This is a genomic window from Tenacibaculum sp. FZY0031, assembly GCF_036350695.1.
In the GTDB taxonomy this organism is placed as follows: Bacteria; Bacteroidota; Bacteroidia; order Flavobacteriales; family Flavobacteriaceae; genus Polaribacter.
The window spans coordinates 53,213-77,798 of the sequence record NZ_JAZDVY010000001.1 but is presented as its reverse complement, the minus strand read 5'-3'; the positions used below and the strand labels follow the sequence as shown (position 1 = coordinate 77,798).

22 protein-coding genes and 1 riboswitch are annotated in these 24,586 nt (G+C 33.3%); of the genes, 13 read left to right on the top strand and 9 right to left on the bottom strand.

Features of this window, described 5'->3' with window-relative positions; genetic code table 11:
• Positions 1 to 7: 7 nt before the first annotated feature.
• Positions 8 to 1,144 carry an NAD(P)/FAD-dependent oxidoreductase gene (locus tag V1T75_RS00335; protein WP_330486571.1) on the top strand — a complete coding sequence of 379 codons (1,137 nt, stop codon included), beginning with the start codon at positions 8 to 10 and terminating at the stop codon, positions 1,142 to 1,144.
• A gap of 261 nt (positions 1,145 to 1,405) precedes the next feature.
• Here the strand turns inward: V1T75_RS00335 and V1T75_RS00330 are convergent, their stop codons facing one another.
• The gene (locus V1T75_RS00330) at positions 1,406 to 2,911 is read right to left on the bottom strand and encodes a hypothetical protein (protein ID WP_330486570.1); all 1,506 of its coding nucleotides are present in this window, start codon (positions 2,909 to 2,911) and stop codon (positions 1,406 to 1,408) included.
• A gap of 218 nt (positions 2,912 to 3,129) precedes the next feature.
• Here V1T75_RS00330 and V1T75_RS00325 point away from each other — a divergent pair, with 218 nt between their 5' ends.
• The 5 genes from V1T75_RS00325 to V1T75_RS00305 all read left to right on the top strand — a co-directional run bounded on the left by V1T75_RS00325 (position 3,130) and on the right by V1T75_RS00305 (position 6,818).
• Positions 3,130 to 3,603, top strand: a complete 474-nt coding sequence (locus V1T75_RS00325) for a nucleoside deaminase (protein ID WP_330486569.1) — start codon at positions 3,130 to 3,132, stop codon at positions 3,601 to 3,603.
• Between the two features lie 203 nt (positions 3,604 to 3,806).
• Entirely contained in the window at positions 3,807 to 4,388 is a 582-nt protein-coding gene (locus V1T75_RS00320) for a Crp/Fnr family transcriptional regulator (RefSeq protein WP_330486568.1), read from the top strand.
• A gap of 66 nt (positions 4,389 to 4,454) precedes the next feature.
• A complete protein-coding gene (locus V1T75_RS00315; RefSeq protein ID WP_330486567.1) occupies positions 4,455 to 5,078 on the top strand; it encodes an FMN-dependent NADH-azoreductase in 624 nt (207 codons plus the stop codon).
• A gap of 332 nt (positions 5,079 to 5,410) precedes the next feature.
• Positions 5,411 to 6,310 (top strand): hypothetical protein, encoded by a 900-nt coding sequence (locus tag V1T75_RS00310; protein ID WP_330486566.1) that lies wholly within the window; start codon positions 5,411 to 5,413, stop codon positions 6,308 to 6,310.
• On the top strand, positions 6,303 to 6,818 hold the full coding sequence (locus V1T75_RS00305) for an SLATT domain-containing protein (protein ID WP_330486565.1): 516 nt from the start codon (positions 6,303 to 6,305) through the stop codon (positions 6,816 to 6,818). Before V1T75_RS00310 ends, V1T75_RS00305 begins: the two co-directional genes overlap by 8 nt.
• 558 nt (positions 6,819 to 7,376) lie before the next feature.
• Here V1T75_RS00305 and V1T75_RS00300 read toward each other — a convergent pair.
• On the bottom strand, positions 7,377 to 8,783 hold the full coding sequence (locus tag V1T75_RS00300) for a glycosyl hydrolase family 18 protein (protein ID WP_330486564.1): 1,407 nt from the start codon (positions 8,781 to 8,783) through the stop codon (positions 7,377 to 7,379).
• Positions 8,784 to 9,366: 583 nt separating this feature from the next.
• On the opposite strand from V1T75_RS00300, the gene V1T75_RS00295 reads away from it, so the two are divergent.
• Positions 9,367 to 9,954 (top strand): hypothetical protein, encoded by a 588-nt coding sequence (locus V1T75_RS00295; RefSeq protein ID WP_330486563.1) that lies wholly within the window; start codon positions 9,367 to 9,369, stop codon positions 9,952 to 9,954.
• Positions 9,955 to 10,102: 148 nt separating this feature from the next.
• Positions 10,103 to 10,672: a hypothetical protein gene (locus V1T75_RS00290; RefSeq protein WP_330486562.1), complete on the top strand. Its 570-nt coding sequence runs from the start codon at positions 10,103 to 10,105 to the stop codon at positions 10,670 to 10,672.
• Positions 10,673 to 11,253: 581 nt separating this feature from the next.
• On the opposite strand, the gene V1T75_RS00285 is transcribed toward V1T75_RS00290, so the two are convergent.
• On the bottom strand, positions 11,254 to 11,682 hold the full coding sequence (locus V1T75_RS00285; protein ID WP_330486561.1) for a DUF3995 domain-containing protein: 429 nt from the start codon (positions 11,680 to 11,682) through the stop codon (positions 11,254 to 11,256).
• A gap of 49 nt (positions 11,683 to 11,731) precedes the next feature.
• Here V1T75_RS00285 and hutI point away from each other — a divergent pair, with 49 nt between their 5' ends.
• The 3 genes from hutI (at position 11,732) to V1T75_RS00270 (ending at position 14,520) form a co-directional block, all read left to right on the top strand.
• On the top strand, positions 11,732 to 12,967 hold the full coding sequence (hutI, locus tag V1T75_RS00280; protein WP_330486560.1) for an imidazolonepropionase: 1,236 nt from the start codon (positions 11,732 to 11,734) through the stop codon (positions 12,965 to 12,967).
• A gap of 201 nt (positions 12,968 to 13,168) precedes the next feature.
• Complete coding sequence (locus tag V1T75_RS00275) at positions 13,169 to 13,471, top strand: GIY-YIG nuclease family protein (protein ID WP_330486559.1); 303 nt, start codon at positions 13,169 to 13,171, stop codon at positions 13,469 to 13,471.
• A gap of 41 nt (positions 13,472 to 13,512) precedes the next feature.
• Positions 13,513 to 14,520 carry a formimidoylglutamase gene (locus V1T75_RS00270; RefSeq protein ID WP_330486558.1) on the top strand — a complete coding sequence of 336 codons (1,008 nt, stop codon included), beginning with the start codon at positions 13,513 to 13,515 and terminating at the stop codon, positions 14,518 to 14,520.
• Between the two features lie 202 nt (positions 14,521 to 14,722).
• Here V1T75_RS00270 and V1T75_RS00265 read toward each other — a convergent pair whose 3' ends face one another.
• The 5 genes from V1T75_RS00265 to V1T75_RS00245 form a co-directional block, all read right to left on the bottom strand.
• Entirely contained in the window at positions 14,723 to 15,511 is a 789-nt protein-coding gene (locus V1T75_RS00265) for a PhzF family phenazine biosynthesis protein (RefSeq protein WP_330486557.1), read from the bottom strand.
• 2 nt (positions 15,512 to 15,513) lie between these two features.
• Positions 15,514 to 15,999 (bottom strand): tetratricopeptide repeat protein, encoded by a 486-nt coding sequence (locus V1T75_RS00260; protein ID WP_330486556.1) that lies wholly within the window; start codon positions 15,997 to 15,999, stop codon positions 15,514 to 15,516.
• A 304-nt stretch (positions 16,000 to 16,303) separates the two neighbouring features.
• Entirely contained in the window at positions 16,304 to 17,260 is a 957-nt protein-coding gene (metF, locus tag V1T75_RS00255) for a methylenetetrahydrofolate reductase [NAD(P)H] (protein WP_330486555.1), read from the bottom strand.
• A gap of 238 nt (positions 17,261 to 17,498) precedes the next feature.
• Positions 17,499 to 20,174: a methionine synthase gene (gene metH / locus V1T75_RS00250; RefSeq protein WP_330486554.1), complete on the bottom strand. Its 2,676-nt coding sequence runs from the start codon at positions 20,172 to 20,174 to the stop codon at positions 17,499 to 17,501.
• A gap of 3 nt (positions 20,175 to 20,177) precedes the next feature.
• Positions 20,178 to 21,194, bottom strand: coding sequence for a homocysteine S-methyltransferase family protein (locus V1T75_RS00245; protein WP_330486553.1), 1,017 nt, complete (start codon positions 21,192 to 21,194; stop codon positions 20,178 to 20,180).
• Between the two features lie 50 nt (positions 21,195 to 21,244).
• Positions 21,245 to 21,349, bottom strand: a riboswitch (SAM riboswitch).
• A gap of 269 nt (positions 21,350 to 21,618) precedes the next feature.
• Between V1T75_RS00245 and V1T75_RS00240 the strand changes: the two genes are divergently transcribed.
• Together V1T75_RS00240 and V1T75_RS00235 are read left to right on the top strand one after the other, a co-directional pair.
• Positions 21,619 to 23,001 carry a hypothetical protein gene (locus V1T75_RS00240; protein WP_330486552.1) on the top strand — a complete coding sequence of 461 codons (1,383 nt, stop codon included), beginning with the start codon at positions 21,619 to 21,621 and terminating at the stop codon, positions 22,999 to 23,001.
• 157 nt (positions 23,002 to 23,158) lie between these two features.
• Positions 23,159 to 23,617 carry an SRPBCC family protein gene (locus tag V1T75_RS00235; protein WP_330486551.1) on the top strand — a complete coding sequence of 153 codons (459 nt, stop codon included), beginning with the start codon at positions 23,159 to 23,161 and terminating at the stop codon, positions 23,615 to 23,617.
• Between the two features lie 139 nt (positions 23,618 to 23,756).
• Here V1T75_RS00235 and V1T75_RS00230 read toward each other — a convergent pair whose 3' ends face one another.
• Entirely contained in the window at positions 23,757 to 24,260 is a 504-nt protein-coding gene (locus tag V1T75_RS00230; protein ID WP_330486550.1) for an ecotin family protein, read from the bottom strand.
• Positions 24,261 to 24,586 lie beyond the last annotated feature (326 nt).

Sequence of the window (24,586 nt, the reverse complement as noted above, 5' to 3'; positions counted from 1 at the left end):
ATACGAATTGAAAGAATATACTAGTACTACTGACATACTAATTATAGGTGGTGGCATTGCAGGTTGCATTGCCGCCATTTCTTTAGTTAATTATTATAATGTTACCATAGTAGATAAACAACTTGAACCTGTTGATAGAATTGGAGAATCGCTAGCGCCTGCTGCACAACGAATTTTAAAAGAGTTAGATTTACTAGAAAATGAATCGGATGCTGTAAAACAAACCATATTTCGTAATAATTTAGGAATGCAATCCTATTGGGGAAGCAATCAACTTCAAATTGTCGATCATTTAAGAAACCCCGATGGCTTCTCTAGAAGCTTGGATAGAAAAGAGTTTGAAATTTACCTAAGAAAGGTTGCTATTGAAAGAGGTGTTGACTGTATTTGGGGAACACGTCTTTCTAATAGCTCTTATGAAGATAATTACTGGAAAGTTACCACAAAGTCTGATGATTTAAAAAACAGAACCACACATACTATTCAGGCAAAATTCGTAATTGACGCCACTGGTAGGCAATCGCATTTCACCAAAAGCTTAGGTATTCAACGTACATCGTATGATAAGTTAATATCTTGCTGGATAAGCTTACCCAATACTCAAGAAAATGTCATGAGCACCATTGCTGCTGATGAATTAGGTTGGTGGTATAGTGCTGTAGTTCCCGATAACAAAAGGGTCATCGCCTTTCAAACGGATGCTGATTTAGTCGATAGAAACACCTTTAAGCATGTAAATACATTTTTATCCTTTGCCAAACAACACAAACTCATTCAGCCTTTAATTGACGGTAACGAAACTACTGTTAACTTCCATGGTACGGTAAGTGCCAATTCTACTCGTTTAGAACAGGTAGCTGGCAAACAATGGATTGCTTTAGGCGACGCTGCTATGAGTTTTGATCCACTTTCTTCTCAAGGTATGTTTAATGCTATGGCGAATGCTATGCAGCTTCAAAAGCTACTTATTAACTATGATTTTATTAAGGACTTGAACTCCACTAAGGAGGAACACTTCAATAGATTGTATAAAAATCAACTACAACAAGTTTGGAATCATTATCTAAAGCATAAAAACTTTTTCTACAGTACTGAAACGAGGTGGAAAGAGGCTGCTTTTTGGAAAAGACGCAGTAGTTATTAACTGTTAATTTCCTAATTTTAGAACTAAGAAAAAAGCCCACTTCGCTGTTAGAACAAAGATTTAACTGTTTGTTTTTAGCTCCCCTACACCTTTTGGTTTCCAATCGTTATTTTCTAGGTAAAACATACTAACAACTAACAACTAACAACTAACAACTAACAACTAACAACTAACAACTAACAACTAACAACTAACAAAAATAAAACCTCCCTAGTAATGAAACAAACTAGAGAGGCTTCTGTAAAGTCAATCTTAAAAACTTTACTTTAAGCTGTTTTTTATAAAGTCTTCTACTTCTTGCTTCGCTTTAATAGCTTCAACTTCATTAAATGTTTTTCCTTCTCCTCTTAATAAGTAGGCGTTAAACACATGACTTATATACAATGGTGATTTATTATTAGTTGAAAAGTTTACCGCGTTATGACAACTAAAGCAGTTTGCTAAATTGCCTGCTTCAATATCTTTTAAACTACTTTTAAAAGTTTGTGTGTATGTTTCCATGGTAACATTAGCACAGTTTACTGATCCTCTTGCTACCGAAGTACTATCTGGTGTTGCGTTTCCTATATTTCCGCCTAAACTATTTATTTTAGCGGTTTGCTGTTCAGGCGTCATTCCATCAGTATCAATCCATAGAGAACCATTATAAAAATAGTTTTTCCATACATCAATTAAGTTTTCTTTTACACAAGTATTAAGGTTGTCTATATTATCAAAGTTTACAGGTTCTTCTTGACTTGTCTTCATAAAGTTTCCTACACTATCTCTTGGAACTCCATACTTAAATAAATCGTACGCTTTATACGGTAACTTTGCACTACCATTACTCCACACAATACCGTCAATTCCTGTAGTAGTTCCTTCAGCAAATAATAATTTATTGGCAGATGAAGATGCCTTATTATCTTTCCAGTTATAGTTTGGTGCTAAATCGTCGTGTTCAAAGGTAGCCCAAATAAATTCTGGATGATTCTCTACAATACCTACAACATGCATTCCTAATAAAGCTACCTCAGTATTCGTATATGTTTCTCCATCTCTACTTAAAGCCGCTACTGTAGTATAATAATTACCTATCTCTTCTTCAGCAATAGCAGTTACTGGCGTCCATGATACTTTTAACTCTAAAGAGCCTACTGGAAAAGATGCCTGGTTATTTCCACTTAAAGTTCCGCTAACTATAGAATCTCTATACTTTCTTGATGATTCTTTCATGGTAGGGCTTACGTGAATTGAGTAAAACACGGTTTCTGAAACTCCATCTTCGTTATACGCAGGGTTTGTTTTTAACGTTCCTCCCGATCCTGCCTGAGCAGTATCTATTAAAACCAAAGCAGCTCCTTCTTTTTGCTTTACATCTTGCATATGAGCCGTTACTTGATGCATTTCCTTTGGGTTTAAAAACAATGGTATTTTTACCTTTAACTTTATCGGCGTAGGCTCACCTCGTGTTATGATAGGTAATAACACAACTTCTTCAGTTGGTTTTGTAAGCCATAAAAACTTTTGCCAAGACCATTGGTGAAAAATTGCATTGGTTGTGCTCGATACATCAAACGGACTTCCTTTTCCTTCTTCAGGGGCAGGGGTTTGTGTGTGAGGGAACCAATCACTTTCACATAAACTTTCGGTGGCTGTTTTGTTGTAAGCTACTTTTGCTACTTCCTCTACAGTGTCATTCTCTTTCTTCTTCTTTTTACAAGAATTAAAAAATACAACACTCATTACAAGCATTGTATTTAAAATAAGTTTGATTGTTAATTTCATGATTGATTAGTTTTTGATAATAGTTACAAATTAGGGAATATTATTCGTGTCTGTTAAAAAAGAAGTCATAAACACTTAAATTACAGTTATAAAAAGCTGTTTTTTAATACCAAGTGTAAGTATTCGCAATACACAAATCTTAAAAAGGAGTTTATTTAGTAAATTGAACCAAAGAAAAGGCGTAATTTTGTAACCCTTTTTTTGATAAAAATGTAACAATGAATACACACGAAGAATATATGAGTGAAGCTGTAAAAGCAGCTTTAAAAGGAATGCAAAATAACGAAGGAGGTCCTTTTGGTTGCATTGTAGTAAAAGATGGTAAAGTTATAGGACGCGGAAACAACAAAGTTACCTCTACCAACGACCCAACAGCACACGCAGAAGTAACTGCGATTCGTGATGCTTGTAAAAATATAGGTTCTTTTCAGTTAGATGGATGTGTGGTGTATACCTCTTGCGAACCTTGCCCTATGTGTTTAGGCGCTATTTACTGGGCGCGTCCTGATAAAGTTTTTTACGGAAGTAATCAGCAAGACGCTGCTAATATTGGTTTTGATGATGAGTTTATATACAAAGAAATTCCGTTACCATACGAAAAGAGAAGTATTCCGTTTGAGCAAATAGGACGTGATATTGCCTTAGAACCTTTTCAGAAATGGTCTGAAAAAGAAGATAAAATTGAGTATTAAAGTTAATACCCTCTAGACAAACCTCGGGGCTATGATACCCAAAAATCCCTTTGTAAAAACTACAAAGGGATTCTTTTTTATTGAAAAAAAATAAAGCAACAAGGAGTTACCTTACTAAAACTAGTAATATCAATAAAAACACTCATATCTATACTCCCCGCTTCTTGGTTCTTAACTTTATTTCTATTAATTTCATTTTTCTTATGAAAGAAGCCTTAATCACATCAATTTCAAAATACATCAAGTTAACTTCAGAAGAAGAGAGTATTGTTAAAAGCTTTTGGACTGAAAAGACTTTTGAAAAAGGAGCATACCTTCTAAGAAACGGTGAGGTATGTAGAACCGATAATTTTGTAATTAACGGAACTCTTAAAGCCTTTTATATAAACGCTGCTACTGGAACTGAAGAAGTATTATACTTTGCCATAGAAAACTGGTGGGCAACTGATATTGATAGCTTTCAAAAGCAACAACCTTCTATTTACAATATTCAAGCAATAGAAAAAACCAACTTGTTACAAATACGCTATGATTCTTTTCAGGAAATGCTAAAGCAAGTACCTAAATTGGAGCGTTTTTTTAGAATTATACTCGAAAACTATCTTGGTAGCTTGCAAAGAAGAATTATTCACAACAATGTGTATGATGCAGAACAACGGTATGTTGATTTTATAAAAGACTACCCCAAAATAGCAGACAAAGTTCCTCAATACTTAATTGCTTCGTACTTAGGTGTAACTCCTGAGTTTTTAAGTAGAGTTCGTAAAAAACACAAGCCATCTTAAACTAGGTCAATTTTTTTCATTTCTTATACAACGACCTTTGCCATATCATGTAAACTATATTAAGATATGAACAAAGTACTTATTATCAATGCTAGTGTAAGAAACCAAAAATCGCACAGCAGAAAACTAACACAACTTTTTGTAGATAACTGGCAACAAAAGCATCCTGACGATCCGTTTTCGTACCGAGAGGTTGGATTAAAAGAAATACCTCACATTGACGAAGAATGGATTGCTAGTGCGTTTATGAAACCTGAAGAAAGAACCGCAGAAAATCAATCAGGAGTTGCTTTGAGCAATGATCTAATTAAAGAATTTAAAGAACACGATGTGTATGTTCTTGGTACGCCTATGTACAATTGGTCTATACCTAGCGGATTAAAAGCTTACATCGATCAGCTTATGAGGATTAATGAAACATGGAAATTCCGCTCAGGAACACCCGATGGTGATTATGTAGGTCTTTTAAAAAACAAAAAAATGTTTATTCTATCTAGCCGGGGCGATACTGGCTATGGTGAAAATGAAAAAAACGAACATATGAACTTCCAAACAACCTATTTAAAGTTTGTTTTTGGAATTATGGGGATTAAAGATATTACCATCATTTCTTTAGATAATGAGGAGTTTGGAGGAGCTATTTTTGAAAACTCTAAAAAGAAGATATATCAAGAAATTGAAGCTATTTAACCCACTATCAAAATGCTGTTTACATTTATCTAAACAGCATTTTTTTATAGTCTCTTTATACCCCACAGCAGCTAACAAACATTTTTCTACACACGCTCCTATTTTTATCTTTTTTGTTGTTTGGTGTTGCTCCCCTTAAGCAAGGAGTGTCGACCCGATTAGGCTTCGTGTGTTGACCCGATAAAAAAGTTACACTTTTTTATCTTCCTTTTTTTATATTTGGGAATGTTAATAAAAATTGCTAAAAGTTCCGCATATCCTATCATTAAGGGAATATAACAGTAATTTTATTACGTATATAAACAAGTTAGCCGTAATTATTTAATCAAGATATGATCACAATTAAAAAAGAAAACTTTCAAGATTTTTATTTAGCAATCCTTAAAAGTTATAATGAAAAATTCAAGAATAAATTCCAAAATAGAAACCTAGCTTCTAATATCTTCAAAAACTCCAATTCAATAAGTATTGACGAATTGGAAAATTATACAAAGAAAATAGATGATAAAGAAGTCAAGTCAATAGTGAATAGAATAATTGGCGTCACTAAAATTAGATATTCCCGTGAAAATGATATAAATCTAGATATAAATGATGTTTGGAAATATATTTCAAAATCTATTTTAGAAATACCAGTTAAACATACAATTTCATCAATAGGTTCTCAAGGATTCTTATCTATCCCATTATTTAAATTTGATCCTACTCTTGAAGAATTTGATTTTATCAGATTACATATCTGGGATAAATCTTTATGGGAATATATGGATTTAGAAAAATGTGAAATGTTCAGTATTCACACACATACTTTTTTTGCTAAGAGTTGGGTAATTACTGGCGAGTTAATCAATGAACGATATGATTATGAAGAGAATTCCGAAAATTCAAATTACTCATTATTCAAAGTAAAATATAACGATTCACTAAACCAAGTAAATAGGCACACTTCAATGGCCATAAATAAAAACATTGATATCGAAATAGAAAAAACGGCAAATGAACATTATCAAGCAGGTGATAATTATGAGATAGAGGCAGGAAAACTTCATAAATCCAAACAGGCCTCTAGCCATATTTTAGCAACATTTTTCTCTTTTACTGGAAAGGACGGTCTTGCAAAGTCTATAGTTGTCGGTCCAAAGAATATTAAAGAATCAGAGGTAAACCGAAAAAAAATAATTGACCCAACTAATCTTATAAATCAAATTTCAAGACAAATTTCAAATGACTAAAAGAGAGTTAATGCTATTAGATTGGACTAGAAAGGTACATCAGTTAGAATATGCCCATTATTTTGAATCTACGATGTATAGTTGGATTTATACTATTTTAAGTATTAGTATAATAGCGATTACTTCGGTAATAGCATCATCTTATACTTTTCCAGAAATCTCAACCGAAGATTATAATAATCTCTATTTAATTTTCAGACAAGAGTTTTTTACAGCAATTTTCTCTGCAGTTGCTGCCTTATTTTCTGCGGTTCTAACTTTTCTCAGACCAAACGAAAAATCGGAAAAACACAGAAAACTTGGGCTAGAATATGAAAAAATAAGACACGAATTTGAAAAAGTATATACATACAATTTTACTGAAACATCAATTGATTTTAAAGCAAATAAAGTAAAAGATAGATGGGATAATATTGATACATTATATGTTTTACCTTGGAATTATAAGAAAGCTAAAAAGAAAGTAAAAGACTGGTATCCAACCCCTATGAGCTTTATAGAAAAATAATTATGGCTAATGGTTTAATCACACATTTAAATAGAAACATCTATAATCCTTTCTTATTTATTTTCACAACAAATACATTTCATAAAGCTCACCATAAACTTAATAGTAGAAATTTTGGGTTTTTATACATTTTTTTTGGGTAAACTGTTTAAAACAGAGGCAAAATTATAAAATTAGCTAAATGCTAAACCAAAAAATGAGTCCCTTTTAACCCCGTACTATTCCTATATTTAGGAAACGAAGTGTCAAAGAAAAAGATATAAAATGAAAAACATATTACTAATTACATTCTTCTCTTTAAGTTTATTAAATTGTAAAAAGTAAATACACTTTAAACCTATTAACACAAACAACCGATTCTGTAAAAATAGACCATATAAATCTTATAATTTACTGGGGAGAAAACAGTTTCCATGCTAAAAACTGGAAACCAATAAATCAAGACAATATTTACTTATTTTTTAGAGAATAAATAATAGTAAGGCTATGTGCCACTTTAATGACACATAGCCTATGCTATTTTAAAAGTATCTTATATACTTTCTATTATACTAAAACTTAAAGAGAAAGTGTCTTTTCGGTTAATTTCTGAGCTACAAAAGGCTTCGCAAAAACAGCATTTAAGCTAGCTATAATTTCTGTGTGACTACCATTAGCCAACGGAACGCTTACGGTAGCACCTTTAAATGCTACTAAACTTTGTCCTGCTTCAGCAGACTGTTTAAAAGGTGTTTGCATAGCTGAACCATTCATAGTTCCGAAAGGACCATAAGAAGCGCCGCTTTTACCTGTTAAAGTTATTTGTAATACACATTGCCAACCATACCACACACCTGTATAACCAGAAACAGTTACGATTGGATCGTTTTGAGGAATATCTATCGTTTTAGCCACTCCACTATTTCCTCCATGCTGTAGCAACGTAAACACACCTGTATTATTACCCTGAGTCCCCGTATTATAAGGTCCAGTTCCAGTATTTACTGTTTGGATAGCATCAAGTACATCGCCCGAACGAATCGTCATTTGCGTAATATTTGGATTCCCAGCCGCTCCAACTATCGGAGTATCATCAAATGTATTATTTGGTAATGGATTTGCTAACTGATTAAGAATCATAAATTGGGCTTGCTCAAACTGGAAGTTTCCAGAGTTAAAACGCCACATAAAAATATCTTGATACTCATAAGTAGCACCTTTATTAGTAAATCCATCAGAAACTCGATTCCAAACTTGTTGAGCACTAGAGTTAGGTGCTGCATTTCCAGGTTCAAATTGCGCACCATAACCAATTTTCTCTGGCGATATTCCAGCACTTATAAATTCAGATAAAGGCATGCCATCATAAAACTGCGGTGATACAAAATCAAATGCGTTATTTACCGTTGGATAATCAATCGAATTAGTTGGCCATGCAGGAGTGAACGACAAGTAATATTTTACTGGCTGCTTATCAAACACTGAGCGAATCGTAGAAAACAACGTTTTAAATTGAGATTGAGTCATGCGTGTAGACACATTACCTTCCCAGTCAACATCCAGTCCGTTCATTCCAGTCTCTTTTAAATAAGCTACCAAATTATTAGCAAAATTAGTTGCCTCTTCTTGTTCGTTTCCACCAGGTGAAAAAATAGACGCCAGTGTATTATCTCCCGAATATACCATCGTTGCTAAAAACTTAATATTCGGATTCACTTGGCGAGCATCCCTAAGTACATAGTTTAAATAATCTTGATTCGTAAGCCCACCTGGGTGTGATGAGTCTCCCATTTTAATGGTTGATCCTTTGGTGGCGGGAACCACTTCAAAAAAAGCAATTCCAAGTGAGGTTACACTGTCATATACTTTGTATGTAATAAGCGATTGAAAACAGCTATCAGGACTATTGTAGTTCGTCTTTGGTGGTTCATCTTCATTTAAAAAGATCCAAGCGTTAATGCCGTAGGGGAATTGAGAATTTTTCATAATATATTGTATTTAATGTTTACTAAGTTATTTTCGACAGCAGATTAAAAACCTAATCAAATACGTTATATAACTAACAATCCTTTAGGCTTTACCTGAGTACGAATGCAGTTTTTTAAGTCCCCCTACTGCACTTATTATTTTATGTCATTTGTTATTATAAAGTTGAGAAATTGATAAACACATTATAAAAAAAAGGTAGTAAACGACTGATAATCAATCACGAATACACGTATTACATGTATAAAAGAAAAACACATAACTAACTGATGTGCAATACCTTTAAAAGCATACGACATACTATGCTAACAAACATTATTCTACACACGCACCTATTCGTATCCCTTTACTTGTTTGGTGTTACTCTTCTTAGATACAAGATGTTGTACCTATAAAAGTGGCATCCTTTCTTGTGTTTATTTTTTTATATTTGGGAGAGTGAAATTGCTATGGCTTCCTTTTTTAATTTCCCTTACATGGAGAATAGCAACAAAATGAAAGAACAATAAAGGTACTCTTATACTTTACTTTTTGGTTGTATAACGGCGTATTTTATACATATATAAACAAGTTGTGCTTAATTATGACCTACCAATATAATAAAACTTGTGACTGCGGAAATACTATCTCAATTGAGGTTAGTAAGAGAGAATCTGCATTTGAATTAAAGGATAGTTTTGTGTACGGTTTGGAATGTAAAAAGTGTGGAAAAAAAGGCTTTTCTTCTATGAGTTCAAACAAACCCAAAATAGACGAAGAATTACTTAAAGAATGGACTGAAAATACCGAGTTATATTTTTCGTCACAAGATGAAGACTTGCTACTTGCCCAAGAGTACGATAATATTCATTTGTATTTAAAATTTATAGACAAAGAAAGTATTGATATTGGAAAACGAAATACTTTAATCGAAGCTCTTTGTGTAATGATTTACGACAATACAAATGAAAATGAGAAAGAAAAATTGGAAATTGTTAAAACAGTATCATCGGAATTAAAAAATCGAATTGAATTAGTAAAACAAGCCGATAATTGGATTATGGATTACATCAAAGAAGTGTCTTTTCCTATTATCGGAATTGAATTTAAAAAAAAGCCCAGTAAATCTGGATTAAATACAACAACTGAAAACAAAAGTTGGTGGAATAAAGTAAAACAAATTTGGAATTGAAAAATAACTAAGTACAACACCGTATATAATCCATTGCTAGTTCTAGCCTACTTACGAAAATCCTTGCAGATTTTCTATTCGGTTTGTATTAGCTAAATTAAGTGTTTAAACACGTCATTAATTTTATATAAAACTGTTAGTTACAATTATGGCAAACTGCATTTTCCATAACAAAGAATTTGAATTAAACGGAATTTCTGTACCCGAATTTGAATTAAAAAAAGGAAAACTAATTCGACTTTATATTCCTAGTGTAAAAATTATTGGATTTGACCTAACAATTGAATTAATAAAACGTTTTCAAAGAGAGAATACTAATTTACCTTGGGCAAAGAATTACTCTCAAAATTCAATTTTGGCAAAATTATTTCCTTTTACAATTGAGAAATATTTAGTTAAGAAAAAGAAAATTGACAAGCAAAGCGCCATAAGAATTGCAGACGAAATAGGAGTTAAATTAAAAGATAAGTTTGAAGAGATTGGATTCATCAATCGAAAAGCCTTAATCATAAAAGCTCTCTTTGAAAATAATAGTTCTATTCTTATAGATTACTATGGAGTTGATGCTATTGGTATAAAAAAACTGGAGCGAATTGTAAACGCTGAAATTGAAAAAGGCAAAACTGGAATCGTTTTTGACCTATTGGAATATATTGAGGAAAAAGAACCTTTTGAAAATATTGAGCGGATAAAAATAACTGTCCCAGACAATGTATAACCGCAATTACAGCGGATTTGACTACGTCCCAACCCTTAATAATTACAAACTTCGATAACTAACCTGAAAATTAACATATATAAACCCGTAACTTACGGTCATGCTAGAACATTGCTAATAATTTTGAAAAATGAAAGCTGAAAACATACTTTTGATTTTAGGATTGATATTTTCAGTCTTTTTAGTCATATTTCGAATTGAAAACGGAATTGAATTTCTAAACGTTCAATTAAAATTTTCTATAATTGATATCGCGTTGAACACGTCAATGGAAACCTATCTTAACTCGGCAATTCTCGGATATTTATGTTATCTGATTTTCAGTTTTATTGTATGGAATAAAACAAATAAAAGCGGAAAGACATTGCTTATAGTTTACTCAATTTTAACTTTAATCGGAATTGGAATTGAGCTTAACCTTTTTTACGAGGGTTTTAACGGTATTTATAGCGGAAAGCATTTCCGAATTGGAATCCCTTTAGCTATAATTGGTTTCTATATTGTAAACCGAATGAATAGAACTAAATTGAAAAACGTATAACTGCACCCAACAATAGCTATAAACAACCACTTGTTCACTCCTACCTTAAAAATACTATCAACAACCCAACTACTCCTAAAAACAAGCATAGTGGAGAAAAATACTTGGTATCGTTTATAGCAAACTCTGTTGCTTTAACTTTCTTAAAAAAGCCTACATACTTAAAATCACCTATAGCTCTAATGAGAAAAATGCTGGCTACCACATAAAGTCCATACTCTTGTAACCATGTGGGTATTGAACCTAACGTAAATAACTGTATTTTTTCTGCATACACAACAGCAAAACCGCTGATAACCATAGCCACTACAAACGTTAGTAGTTTAGGCGGATTCATTGCCTTTTCATTGGCTGTTCTGGTTGGTATGACAGCATTTACCCATAAAGTTCCTCCAAAAGCCCAATAAACGTGAATTAACGAGATAAAAAAGAGAATTAAAACACAAATCACTCCTAAAAAATGTACCATAAATTGTAGTTTTTACCGTAAGTTTGTCTAACAAATTTAAGCATTCAACATGACAACTTTATTCATAAACATCAAAGAATTAATCCAAATTAGAGAAACAAGTACCCAAAAAGTATCAGGAGCTTCGATGAACATTTTACCTACCATAAAAAACGCTTTTTTATTGGTTGAAAATGGTATTATTACTGACTATGGAAGCATGAAAAAAGTTCCTGCTTCTGCTGATAAAACGGTGGATTGTACTGGTAAAATGATGTTACCTACTTGGTGCGATTCGCATACACACATTGTATATGCTGGCAATCGTGAACAAGAGTTTGTGGATAGAATTAACGGATTGAGTTATGAAGAAATTGCCAATCGTGGTGGTGGTATTGTAAATTCGGCAAAGAAGTTACAAGAAACGTCAGAAGAAGAGCTATACCAACAATCGGCAAAACGATTAGAGGAAGTGATTGCTTTAGGTACGGGAGCAGTTGAAATAAAATCAGGATATGGTTTAACCGTAGACGCTGAATTAAAAATGTTACGTGTAATTAAAAAGCTACGCGAAAACTACAACATTCCTATCAAAGCTACTTTTTTAGGAGCACATGCCTTCCCTACCGAATATAAAAACAACAATGAAGGATACATCAATTTAATTATTGAGGAAATGTTACCTAAAGTTGCCGAAGAAAAACTAGCGGATTTTGTAGATGCTTTCTGTGAAACGGGATATTTCTCAGTAGAAGATACCGACAGAATTTTAACTGCTGCGCAACAATACGGATTAACACCAAAAGTACACGTAAATCAGTTTACAACTATTGGCGGTGTGCAAGTGAGTATAAAACACAATGCCTTATCGGTAGATCACCTAGAAGTAATGAACACAGAAGACATTGAAGCGTTGAAAGGAACGCAAACCATGCCTGTTGCCTTACCGTCGTGTTCGTACTTTTTAAGTATTCCGTACACGCCAGCTCGTGATATTATAAATGCAGGATTACCGTTAGCACTAGCAACCGATTACAACCCAGGGTCTACTCCATCAGGAAATATGAATTTTGTGGTAGCAACGGCTTGTATTAAAATGAAAATGACCCCAGAAGAAGCGATTAATGCAGCAACCATTAACGGAGCCTATGCAATGAACTTATCGGATGAGGTTGGAAGTATTACCAAAGGAAAAAAAGCAAATTTAATCCTAACAAAAGAAATTCCTTCGTATGGATTTTTACCGTATTCCTTCGGAAGTAATTTAATAGATTCAGTGTTCATCAACGGAAAAGAGGTTTCATAAACTAAACTATGTGTAAACTGTCATTCCGAGTGATAACGAGAAACCGTAAAGTTCAGCAAAGCTAAATCTAATTAAGGTGAATAATGAATTTAACTCTACTCTACATTAAGATTTCTCCTTTCGTTATACTTCAGTTCGAAATGACGTTTTAACAAAGCTTGTCATTCCTGCGTAGGCAGGAATCTCTTAGAGGATATTAAGATGTATAAAACCAATCATCAATATTATATTTATATCGTTACAAACAAAAAAGAAGGTGTTTTATATATTGGTGTTACTAACAATCTTGAAAGAAGAATCTTTGAACATAAAAACAAACTTGTAAAAGGTTTTTCTTCTAAATACAACCTAGATAAATTGATTTACTTTGAAGAGTACCAATTTATTGAGGAAGCTATAAAAAGAGAGAAAAATATGAAAAAATGGAAAAGAGCTTGGAAAATAAATTTAGTAATTAAAGAGAAGCCTAATTGGGAAGATTTAGCTAAAAACTGGTATAACTAACAAAAAAAATCCTGCCTACGCAGGAATGACAATACAATAATATGCTAACAATATTCAACGAAAAAGACATACAAGAGTTTGTAACCCCTCGTGAAGGCGAAACAAAATTAGGACAGTGCGTTGCTGTAATCGACTCTAAAAAAGAACTACAATTAGCTCTTGAAAACTCAACTGCAACTTTTGTTATTTTAGGAGTTCCAGAAGATATTGGTGTTCGTATGAATGGCGGAAATGGAGGCGCACATACGGCTTTTATTCCTGCTTTAAAAGCATTTTTAAATACACAGCAGAATCAGTTTATTGACGGAAATAACATCCTAGTTTTAGGATATTTAGATTGTTTGGATGAGGTTTATAGTTTTGATGCTTCTGATAGAGAAAAAGGTGATTTATTAGTAAAAGCGATAGATAAAGAGCTTTCTAAACTTATCAAAACAATTGTTGAAAGTGGTAAAATTCCTATTATTATTGGTGGTGGACATAACAATGCTTACGGAAATATTAAAGGACTTTCTAAAGGAAAAAACCAACCTGTAAATGTGATTAACTTAGATGCGCATACCGATTTACGTCGTTTAGAAGAACGTCATAGTGGTAACGGATTTTCGTATGCCTTACAAGAAGGTTTTATTCAAAATTACTTTATGTTCGGGTTGCATGAGAACTATACACCTCAGTATATTTTTGAAATGATTCACGATAGTTTAAACCTAGAATACAATACTTTTGAAGAATTAGAAGTGTATCAGTCTACTTCTTTTGATGGAGAATTACAACGTGCTGAAAGTTTTATAGAAAACACTCCTTTCGGAATTGAAATCGATTTGGATTGTGTGCAACACTTTCCAAGTAGTGCTATGACACCTAGCGGATTTACCCCACAACAAGCACGTAGATTTACACATTACTTTGGAAAGCTACGAAATGCTTCTTATTTACATATTTGTGAGGGGGCTCCTGCTGTAGTTAAAGATGAAATAGCTAACGGACAGGTAGGAAAGTATATCAGCTATTTAATTTCTGATTTTATAAAGGCTAAAAGCAATTAATAATTACTTATAAGAAGATAAGTACGTCATTGCGAACAAGAGTGAAGCAATCTTTATATTTTGAGTTCTAAATAAACAGATTGCTTATTGTCATTTCGAACCGAGTAAAACGAAGTGTGAGAAATCTCATGAAAATGAGTTATTCGTTTTAATGAGATTCCTCCTCGTACCTCGCTCGGAATGACGACTTCTTAAACACTAGTTATTCTATCCACAAGTTTCCTTCTGAATACGTCTTGGCTTTACCACTTATTATGACCCTATCCTTTTTATTTTGGCACTTTAGTACTCCTACTCTTTCAGAAACTTGTATTGCATCAAGATTATCTTTATTCAATCGAGAGCTCCAAAATGGTACCAATGAACAATGAGAAGAACCAGTAACAGGGTCTTCTAAAATAGAGGATTGTGGCGTAAAATATCTTGATACAAAATCACAGTTATCTCCTATAGCAGTAATTACTACCCCTCCTGGATCTAGATTTATTTGATCAAAGGTTTGTCTGTCTACTTTCACATTCTTTATTTCCTCTTCAGAATCATATACTAATACATAATCTCTCGACTTTAAAACCTCTTTAGGTACTAAATTTAAAGACTTCTGAATAATTTCAGGTAACTCAGAAGCAACAGGCATTCGAGAAGGCAAATCCATCGAATAAAAGTCCTTTTCAATCGTAATGATTAAATCACCACTCAACGTTTCGAATACTATTTTGTTATGAGAATAGTTTAAAATTGAGTGTAAACAGTGAGCAGTGGCAAGTGTTGCATGCCCGCATAAATCCATTTCAATTTCTGGAGTAAACCATCTTAAATGAATTTTCTCTCCCTTATCAACAAAAAAAGCTGTTTCTGCCACCGCATTTTCCTTAGCTATTTTTAAAAGAACATCATCAGGAAGCCAATTTTGTAACGGAACAACACAGGCTGGATTTCCTCCAAATACTTTATCTGTAAAAGCATCTATTTGATATAATGGTAATTTCATTTCTATTTAAACGTTTTTTCTAGTTTATCAGAATAATACTCAATCGCTTTTTGATATTCTTGAACTCCTTTATCTGAACTTGTACTAGCAATAACATTCAATAATAAATTCATTGCTTCCTTATGCTCATTCACATTATATAAAGCCATAGCTTTAAAAACTTTGTACTCTTTATTTGATGGATATTCTTTAATTGCTTTATCCAAAAGAGCGATTGACTTTTCATATTCACCAATACATCTGTAAGTACTTCCAAGCCCTAGATAACAACCAATTACATCTTCTCCTTCTAACCCTAATTCAAGTGCTTTTTCATATTTTGGTCTAGCTTCAGTTTCTCGTTCCATATTATCACAAAGCCATGCATAATGATAGTATACTTTAGCCTCATTAGGATAGTCTTCAATTAACTCTTTTAATAATATTTCAGCTTCAGAATACTTTTTATCACTTCTTAGCGCTATTGCTTTAGCTAATTTTTCTTCCATATTTTCTTTATTTAACATGTAAATATATTACTTTCAACTTAGCGCTATCAACAAGTTATGTTAATTAGTGTTAACGGTAATCATTCATTATTTCTTTATAATAATGTAAGCTGAACCTCTAAGATTATTTCTTGCTCTAATTAGATGAGATTCCACTCTTCCGTTCGGAATGACAAGAAGTCATTACGAGGAGGATACGACAAAATAACCTGTTTGTCGACATACAGACTACTTCACTCTGTTCAAAATGACAATTAGTGATTAACTTCCTCAAAGAATCAAACCTTTGGCTATCGACCTGCGATTAAAAAACTGCTTCAGCTATTTGTTGAATATTAGTTGATCTTCCCATTGAGTAATAATGTAAAATAGGCACTCCTTTTTGTTGTAATTCCTTACTTTGAGCAATGCACCACTCTACTCCTACTTGTCGTACCTCTGCGTTACTCTTACAGTTCACAACCTCTTTTACCAACGCATCTGGTAAATCAACTTTAAAACGATGCGGAATTAAATTCAATTGTTTTTTAGTTGAAATTGGCTTTAACCCCGGAATAATAGGAACCGTAATTCCCTCTTCTCTACATTTTTTTACAAACTCAAAATACTTTTGATTGTCGAAAAACATTTGCGTTACCACATAGTTTGCTCCGTTTTTAATTTTCTTCTTTAAAAAGTGAATATCAGAATCTAAACTTGGTGCCTCCATGTGCTTTTCAGGATATCCAGCTACTCCAATACAGAAATCGGTTTTTGATGAGTTTTGCAAATCATCATCTAAATACCTTCCTTTATTTAAGTTCTCTATTTGCGTAACTAACTCACTTGCGTATGCATGTCCGTCATTTTCTGGCTTAAAATAAGTTTCGCTTTTTACTGCATCTCCACGCAATGCAACAACGTTATCAATTCCTAAAAAATCGAGGTCAATTAAGAAGTTCTCGGTGTCTTCTTTGGTAAACCCTCCACATAAAATATGCGGAATGGCATCTACTTGGTATTTATTTTGAATCGCCGCACAAATACCAACAGTACCCGGACGCTTTTTTACTACTTGCTTTTTTAAAAGTCCGTCTCCTAACTCTTTATACACGTATTCCTCACGGTGATAGGTTACGTCTATAAACGGCGGATTGAACTCCATTAACGGATCAATATTTTTGAATATTGACTCGATTGTATCTCCCTTTAACGGTGGAAGTATTTCAAACGAAAACAACGAGGTTCCATTTGCTTTTTCTAAGTGTTCTATTACCTTCATAAGTCTATCTTATAAAGGCGTATTTAACTATACCAATGAAGCTGCCAACAACGATACGACTGCCATTACCAGTAGCTGTATTGCAAATCGAATCTCTAAATTATACTTTTTCATTTGTCTAATTTTATTGATTTTTTATATGGCAATATTACTACTGTTTTGTAGTTTTTAGTTTACCTAACTTAAAACTTATTGTTAATTAAATACGCTCTCTTGTTTGTTTATTTTTAAATTATTTTTAATTGTCTGATATGTTTGGATGTAACCATTTTCTGGCTTTTTCTAAGGGAATATTTTTCCGCTCTGCAAAATCTCTTACCTGATCGTCTGTTATTTTACCTAAACCGAAATACTTGGCTTCTTCATTGGCAAAATAGTATCCTGAAACGGCTGCTGCTGGCCACATGGCTAAACTTTCTGTTAAGCTTACCCCTATATTTTCTTCAACTTGTAAAAGCTCCCAAATCGTTTCTTTTTCTAAATGATCTGGACATGCAGGATACCCGGGTGCAGGACGAATTCCTTTATAATCTTCTTTTATTAATTCATCATTGGTTAAGTTTTCTTCAGAAGCATAGCCCCAGTGCTTGGTTCTTACCTTATGATGTAAGTATTCGGCAAAGGCTTCAGCAAAACGATCGGCAAGGGCTTGTGCCATAATAGCATTGTAATCATCGTGCTTTTCTTTGTATTGCAGTGCTAATTCATCTGCTCCAAAAATGGCGGTACAGAAAGCTCCTATATAATCCGTTCTTTCAGTTTCTTTAGGCGCAATAAAATCTGCCAACGCAAAACTTGGTTTTCCTTCACGCTTTTTTAATTGCTGACGTAAGGTTCTAAATATGGCGACTTCTTTTCCTTTCTTTTGAACTGAAATATCATCGTCGTTCATAGAGTTTGCCTCAAACAAACCAAAAATAGCTTTGGGCTTTAACGCTTGCTTTTCTATAATTTGTTGCAACATCTTTTGAGCATCTGCAAACAAATTGGTTGCCTCTACTCCTACTACTTCATCTTCTAAAATATCAGGGAACTTTCCATGTAAATCCCACGAGCGAAAAAACGGACTCCAGTCAAAATAAGGTACCAAATCTTTTAAACTTACTTGTTCTAGTTTTTGTACGCCTAGCTCTCTAGGCTTGGTAATATTCGTAGTATCCCAATCTATTTTGAATTTTCGCTCTCTAGCTTCCTCAATAGGTATGTAGTGCTTCTGTTTTCCTCGTTTTAAGAATTTATCACGAAATTCCTCGTAATCTTTCTTCAACTTAGCCACATACTCGTTTGAAGTTTCTTTATTCAATAAATCTCCTACTACCGTTACTGCTCTTGATGCATCGTTTACATGCACCACCGCGTTTTTATACTGCGTATCTATTTTTACAGCCGTATGTGCTTTCGAGGTTGTTGCTCCACCAATCAATAAAGGAATCTCCAAGTTTTGGCGTTCCATTTCTTTGGCTAAATACACCATTTCATCTAACGAAGGTGTTATCAATCCGCTTAAACCAATCGCATCTACGTTCTCTTTTTTAGCGGTTTCTATGATTTTTTCTGGTGGAACCATCACCCCTAAATCGACAATTTCATAATTGTTACAGCCTAACACTACAGATACGATGTTTTTACCAATATCGTGCACATCTCCTTTTACGGTTGCCATTAATATTTTTCCAATAGCTTTTTGCTCCTCGCTTTTCTCTGCTTCAATAAACGGATTCAAATAGGCTACGGCTTTCTTCATCACTCGGGCAGATTTTACTACTTGCGGTAAAAACATTTTTCCTGCACCAAATAAATCTCCTACTACATTCATTCCCGTCATTAAATGTCCCTCAATTACATGTAGTGGTTTTGCTACACTCAAACGAGCTTCTTCAGCATCTTCTTCTATAAAAGCATCTATTCCTTTTACTAAAGAATGTGTAATACGGTCTTGTAGTGGTAAACTTCTCCATTCTAAAACTTGCTCACTGCTTTCTTTTTTAGTTCCTTTTACCGTTTCCGCAAACTCTAATAAACGTTCAGTAGCATCGTCTCTTCTATCTAAAACAACATCTTCAATATGTTCTAATAAATCCTTCGGAATATCATCGTAGACTTCTAACATCGTCGGATTCACAATTCCCATATTCATTCCTGCTTTAATGGCATAGTATAAGAATACCGAATGCATGGCTTCACGAACGACATTATTTCCTCTAAAAGAAAATGATACGTTACTTACTCCACCACTCACACTTACATGCGGTAAATTTTCGCGCACCCATCGGGTAGCTTCAATAAAATCCAATGCGTTTTTTCGGTGCTCTTCCATTCCAGTTGCCACTGGGAAAATATTTAAATCGAAAATGATATCTTCTGGCGGAAAACCGACAGTGTCGGTTAATATATTATACGAACGCTCTGCAATTTTGATTCTTCGTTCGTAAGTATCTGCTTGTCCTACTTCATCAAAAGCCATGATAATTACTGCAGCTCCGTATCGTTTTATCTGCGTAGCTTCCCAAATAAACTTTTCTTCTCCTTCTTTTAAAGAAATGGAATTTACTACCGATTTTCCTTGTACTACCTGTAATCCAGCTTCAATAATCTCCCATTTAGAACTGTCAATCATAATAGGAACTCTGGCAATATCAGGTTCAGAAGCTATTAAGTTTAAGAAACGTACCATCGCTTCTTTTCCTTCAATTAAACCATCATCCATATTAATATCGATGATTTGCGCTCCTCCATCCACTTGATGACGCGCAATTGCCAAGGCTTCATCGAACTTTTCTTCTTTAATCAATCGAAGAAATTTACGTGATCCTGCTACGTTTGTGCGCTCCCCTACATTGATAAAATTACTTTCGGGTGTTATAATTAACGGTTCTAACCCCGATAACTTCATGTATCTTCTTTCCTCACTCATCTACTAACTATTTTGTACTGCTGCAACAAATTCAGCTTTTCGTGGTTTGTACTTCGCTGCGATAGCTGCGATAGCTGAAATATGTTTAGGTGTGGTACCACAGCACCCTCCTATAATGTTGATTAAGTTTTTCTTTAAATATTCTTCTATTTGCTCCGCTGTTTCTTCTGGAGTTTCGTCATATTCTCCAAAGGCATTGGGTAGTCCTGCATTTGGATGTGCAGAAATAGCAAACTCCGTTTTAGAGGCTATCGCCTCTAAGTGAGGTTGTAATAAATTAGCCCCTAAAGCGCAGTTGAATCCTACCGACAGCAACGGAATATGAGAAATAGAAATCAGAAAAGCCTCGGCTGTTTGTCCAGATAATGTTCTACCTGAAGCATCGGTAATGGTTCCTGAAACCATGATAGGAATTTTGATATTTCGTTCCGCTTTTACCTCTTCAATGGCAAATAAAGCAGCTTTGGCATTTAGGGTATCAAATACGGTTTCTACCAATAAAATATCTGAGCCACCATCTATTAAAGCTTCTACTTGTTGTTTATACGCAATGCGTAACTCGTCGAAAGTTACCGCTCTATATCCTGGATCGTTTACGTCTGGAGACATGCTTGCCGTACGGTTGGTAGGTCCAATAGAACCCGCCACAAAACGAGGTTTGTGCGGTTCTTTTGCGGTAAATTCCTCCGCTACTTCTTTGGCTATTTTGGCAGATTGGTAATTTAACTCGTATACCAACTCTTCTAGTTGGTAATCTGCCATGGCAATGGTAGTTCCTGAAAAAGTGTTGGTTTCTACAATGTCTGCTCCTGCCGCAAAGTATTTTCTGTGTACTTCTTTTACGGCTTCGGGTTGTGTAATGGATAACAAATCGTTGTTTCCTTGCAACGGTGTTGGGTAGTCTTTAAAACGTTCTCCGCGAAAATCTTCTTCAGTAAATTTATATTCCTGAAGCATGGTTCCCATAGCACCATCGAGCACGAGGATTCGTTTTTGTATTTCTTGATAAATGTTTGACATTCCTGATATTTAGTGTGCTGTTATCAGGAAAAGAGGAAGTAAAATTCTTTTCGTTATCTCTCTGCCGAAGCAGTAGAATGTAGCACCTTCTTTGTTTGCACAAAGGGTTGCTAAGGTTTCAAAGGGTCTATTCCCTCCACCTTTCTTGATAACATCAATACGTTAATGAACGGGGCAAAGTTATAGTATTATTTTTTAGTTACCAAAACTAAAAATAGATAAAAGTAAAAAGACCGCTTTTGCAGCTAGGTAACAACATAATTTTGTTTTATATTGGGTGTTTTAAACAAGAAGAATAAAATTGCTAAAAACTCTACTTATCACATTTAAATGCACGGATAAAAGAAGTTTTAGTTCTCTTATAACAAGTTAGGGGCAAGCAGAAAGAAACAACTCTAATAAAATACCACAATCATCAATAATTATGAAAAATACTATTTCTGAAGAATCTCATTTTATTGCAAATTTTTTAGCAAAACATGAAGATTCTTACGAATTATTAGGTATTGGAAATCTTACAGAAACACATAACTTTTTAAGTTCTGTATTAAACATCAAAGCTTCTTCATTTAGAAGGCTTAGAGATGAATACGATGGTTTTTATTCCAATCGTAAAGGATATCCTGATGTAGTTAACAGAAATTCAAGAGTGGAATACAAATTAAAATTCGAATCATTAAATAAAGATTCTTACTTAAAGAAAATAAAATCTTTAATAGGATTAGATTCAAAATGTAAAATAAATGAGAAAAGAATTTCTAGATTAGCTTTTAATTCTAATGGTTGGATTATGCCATCTGGCTCATATGGAAAAAGTAATCATAAAGAATCTCACGAAGCAAATTATGGATATGGACACGAAGAATGGTTATTTGATATTAGCAAAATTATTGATGGATATCACTATGGCTTTTTAGAACCTATTCGAAAACAGCAAGATGCTTATTCTGGCAATACATATGATGTATGGCTTTATACAATTGATGGAGTTAGCAAAAGTCGATATTGGGTTGGAGAAATCTCGAATATTGAAGTTATTAATCAAGAAAAAGCAAATTCAATTAAATCAGTTTACAAGAAAAATGGTTGGCTAAAAGAAATGGAGGAACAGATAGTACAGTCAGGTGGAAATAATACAGGATTTTCAGATTGGAAAGGAGTTGATTTATTTAATGTAAGATTTAAACCAAAAAACTTAATTGTAAATGACCCTTATTATAAACTCTCTTCAAATCATCCTGTAACTAAATTGTCTAGATATAATTTTTCACATTTTAGAAATGATTTTAACACTATCACCGAAAATAAAAACAAGAAAGCTTTTTCCTTTATTGCTGACGAAGAAGACAAAAACGATGAAGAGTCTGAAGGAATAAAAAAAACAAAACATAAAAGAGAACCAAAAACAATTGAAATAACATATTTACATAAAGCAATAAGTAATCAATTAACCAAAGTGCTAAAGAAAGAATATGGGAATTCAAGAGTTAAGGCAGAACATCCTATTGGAGTTGATTCTAACAGAATAGATATTGTTGTTAACTCAGAAACAGAAGGTCTCATATTTTATGAAATAAAAACATACAACTCAGTAAAATCAAGTATTAGAGAAGCTCTAGGACAATTATTTGAATATTCATTTTGGCCAAATACAGATAATGCTGAACAACTTATTATAATAACTCAAAAGCATAATAATTTAGAAGATGTTAAATCTTATTTTAAACACTTGAGAGATAAAATAGGAATATCTATTTATTATCAATGGTTTGATATTGAAACTAATGAACTATCTGAGAAATACTAAATGATAAAATGCCAGCCCCTAACAACGTATAAGCTTCATTGCTTCGGAATTTCTATCTGTGATTTATTTACTAACTTTAGTGCTTAAACACGCAACGAAATCATACACAATAACGTTGATTTGCTTTTTAAAAAACACTTATATTATTATAATCATCATGAAAAAGCTACAATTTAAAAAAGACATTAACGCATCTGCTGAAAAGGTATACAATGCAATGCTTGGAATTAGCAATATTGAAACCTATGAGCAATGGACAGCTGAATTTAATCCAACTTCAACCTATGAAGGAAGCTGGGAAAAGGGATCTAAAATCTATTTTGTAGGAACGGATGAAAATGGTAAAAAAGGTGGAATGGTCTCTGAAATTGCAGATAATATTCCTTTTCAGTTTGTTTCCATTCGCCATTACGGGATGTTAGACGGTGAAAATGAAATTACCGAAGGTCCTGAGATTGAAAAATGGGCAGGCTCACTAGAAAATTATTCATTCCATGAGCAGAACGGAGTTACAACGGTAACAGTAGAATGTGATACAGCGGAAGAATACCTTGATTATTTTAACTCAACTTGGGATAAAGCCTTAAATAAACTTAAAGAGCTTTCGGAAAAATAGCCCATAGATAAAATTTCATATAAAGCAGTGACTATTAAAGAAAAAAAGTAGTGTAGTAATTCTATAAAAAGGAAAAGCAGCAAATACTATTTGCTCCTTTTCTTATATAAAACTGTAATAAATCACAGTGCTTTTACGTTTATTTTTGTTTTACCTCACTAGCGTGATACACATCATCTTCTGCTTTAAAAATCTTAAATTGAACCTCATACCCTTCTGGTACATAAATCACAATTGGTAATTTCCCGTTGTACCTTACTGTTGTTGGTTGACAGGCAACAAACTTTCTGACTGTACTACTTTCAAAACAAGCTTTTCTGGTAGATATAACTCCGCCATCAGTAGTAAAATTATAATACGAATATCCCCATCCTTTAAGATCCTTTTTCTCTATACTTCCTACAAGTCCGTGTTTATTACAAGTATCTACTTCCATCCATTTTCCAATAACAAATTCTATTTTTTTATTACTATCATTAGCTGAATGAGGAACTTCTATAACCATTTGTTTAACCCCTTTCTCTGGTTTAGGATATATTGATGCATCTACTTTCTTTAAAGATGTTTGCCCTACTACCATAGAAGTAATGGTTAGGAATGTTATTAAAAATAATTTGGTGATTTGCCCTGAAATTGTTCTCATAATAAAATAATTTTCTTAGAGCTTTTCAATATGTATGCCAAAGATTCATCTAACTAAGACTTTTGTATTCATAATTAAAAAAATATGCTATTTCAATTAAGGTATGGAGCATTTTCAGCAACTTACATTAATACTTACCATGTATTTAAAAATTCTTAAAGCAACAGCGTAATCCCTTCTTTTTCTCTAAACTTCAAAAAGATATTTTTTATAACTTTGTCCCCTAATATAATTTTATGTCTATTACATCTGTATCGTATTCGGATATTGTAAAATAGATAGTCAGTTTTCTTAAGACTATCACCACTTTATACTTCAGATACTCA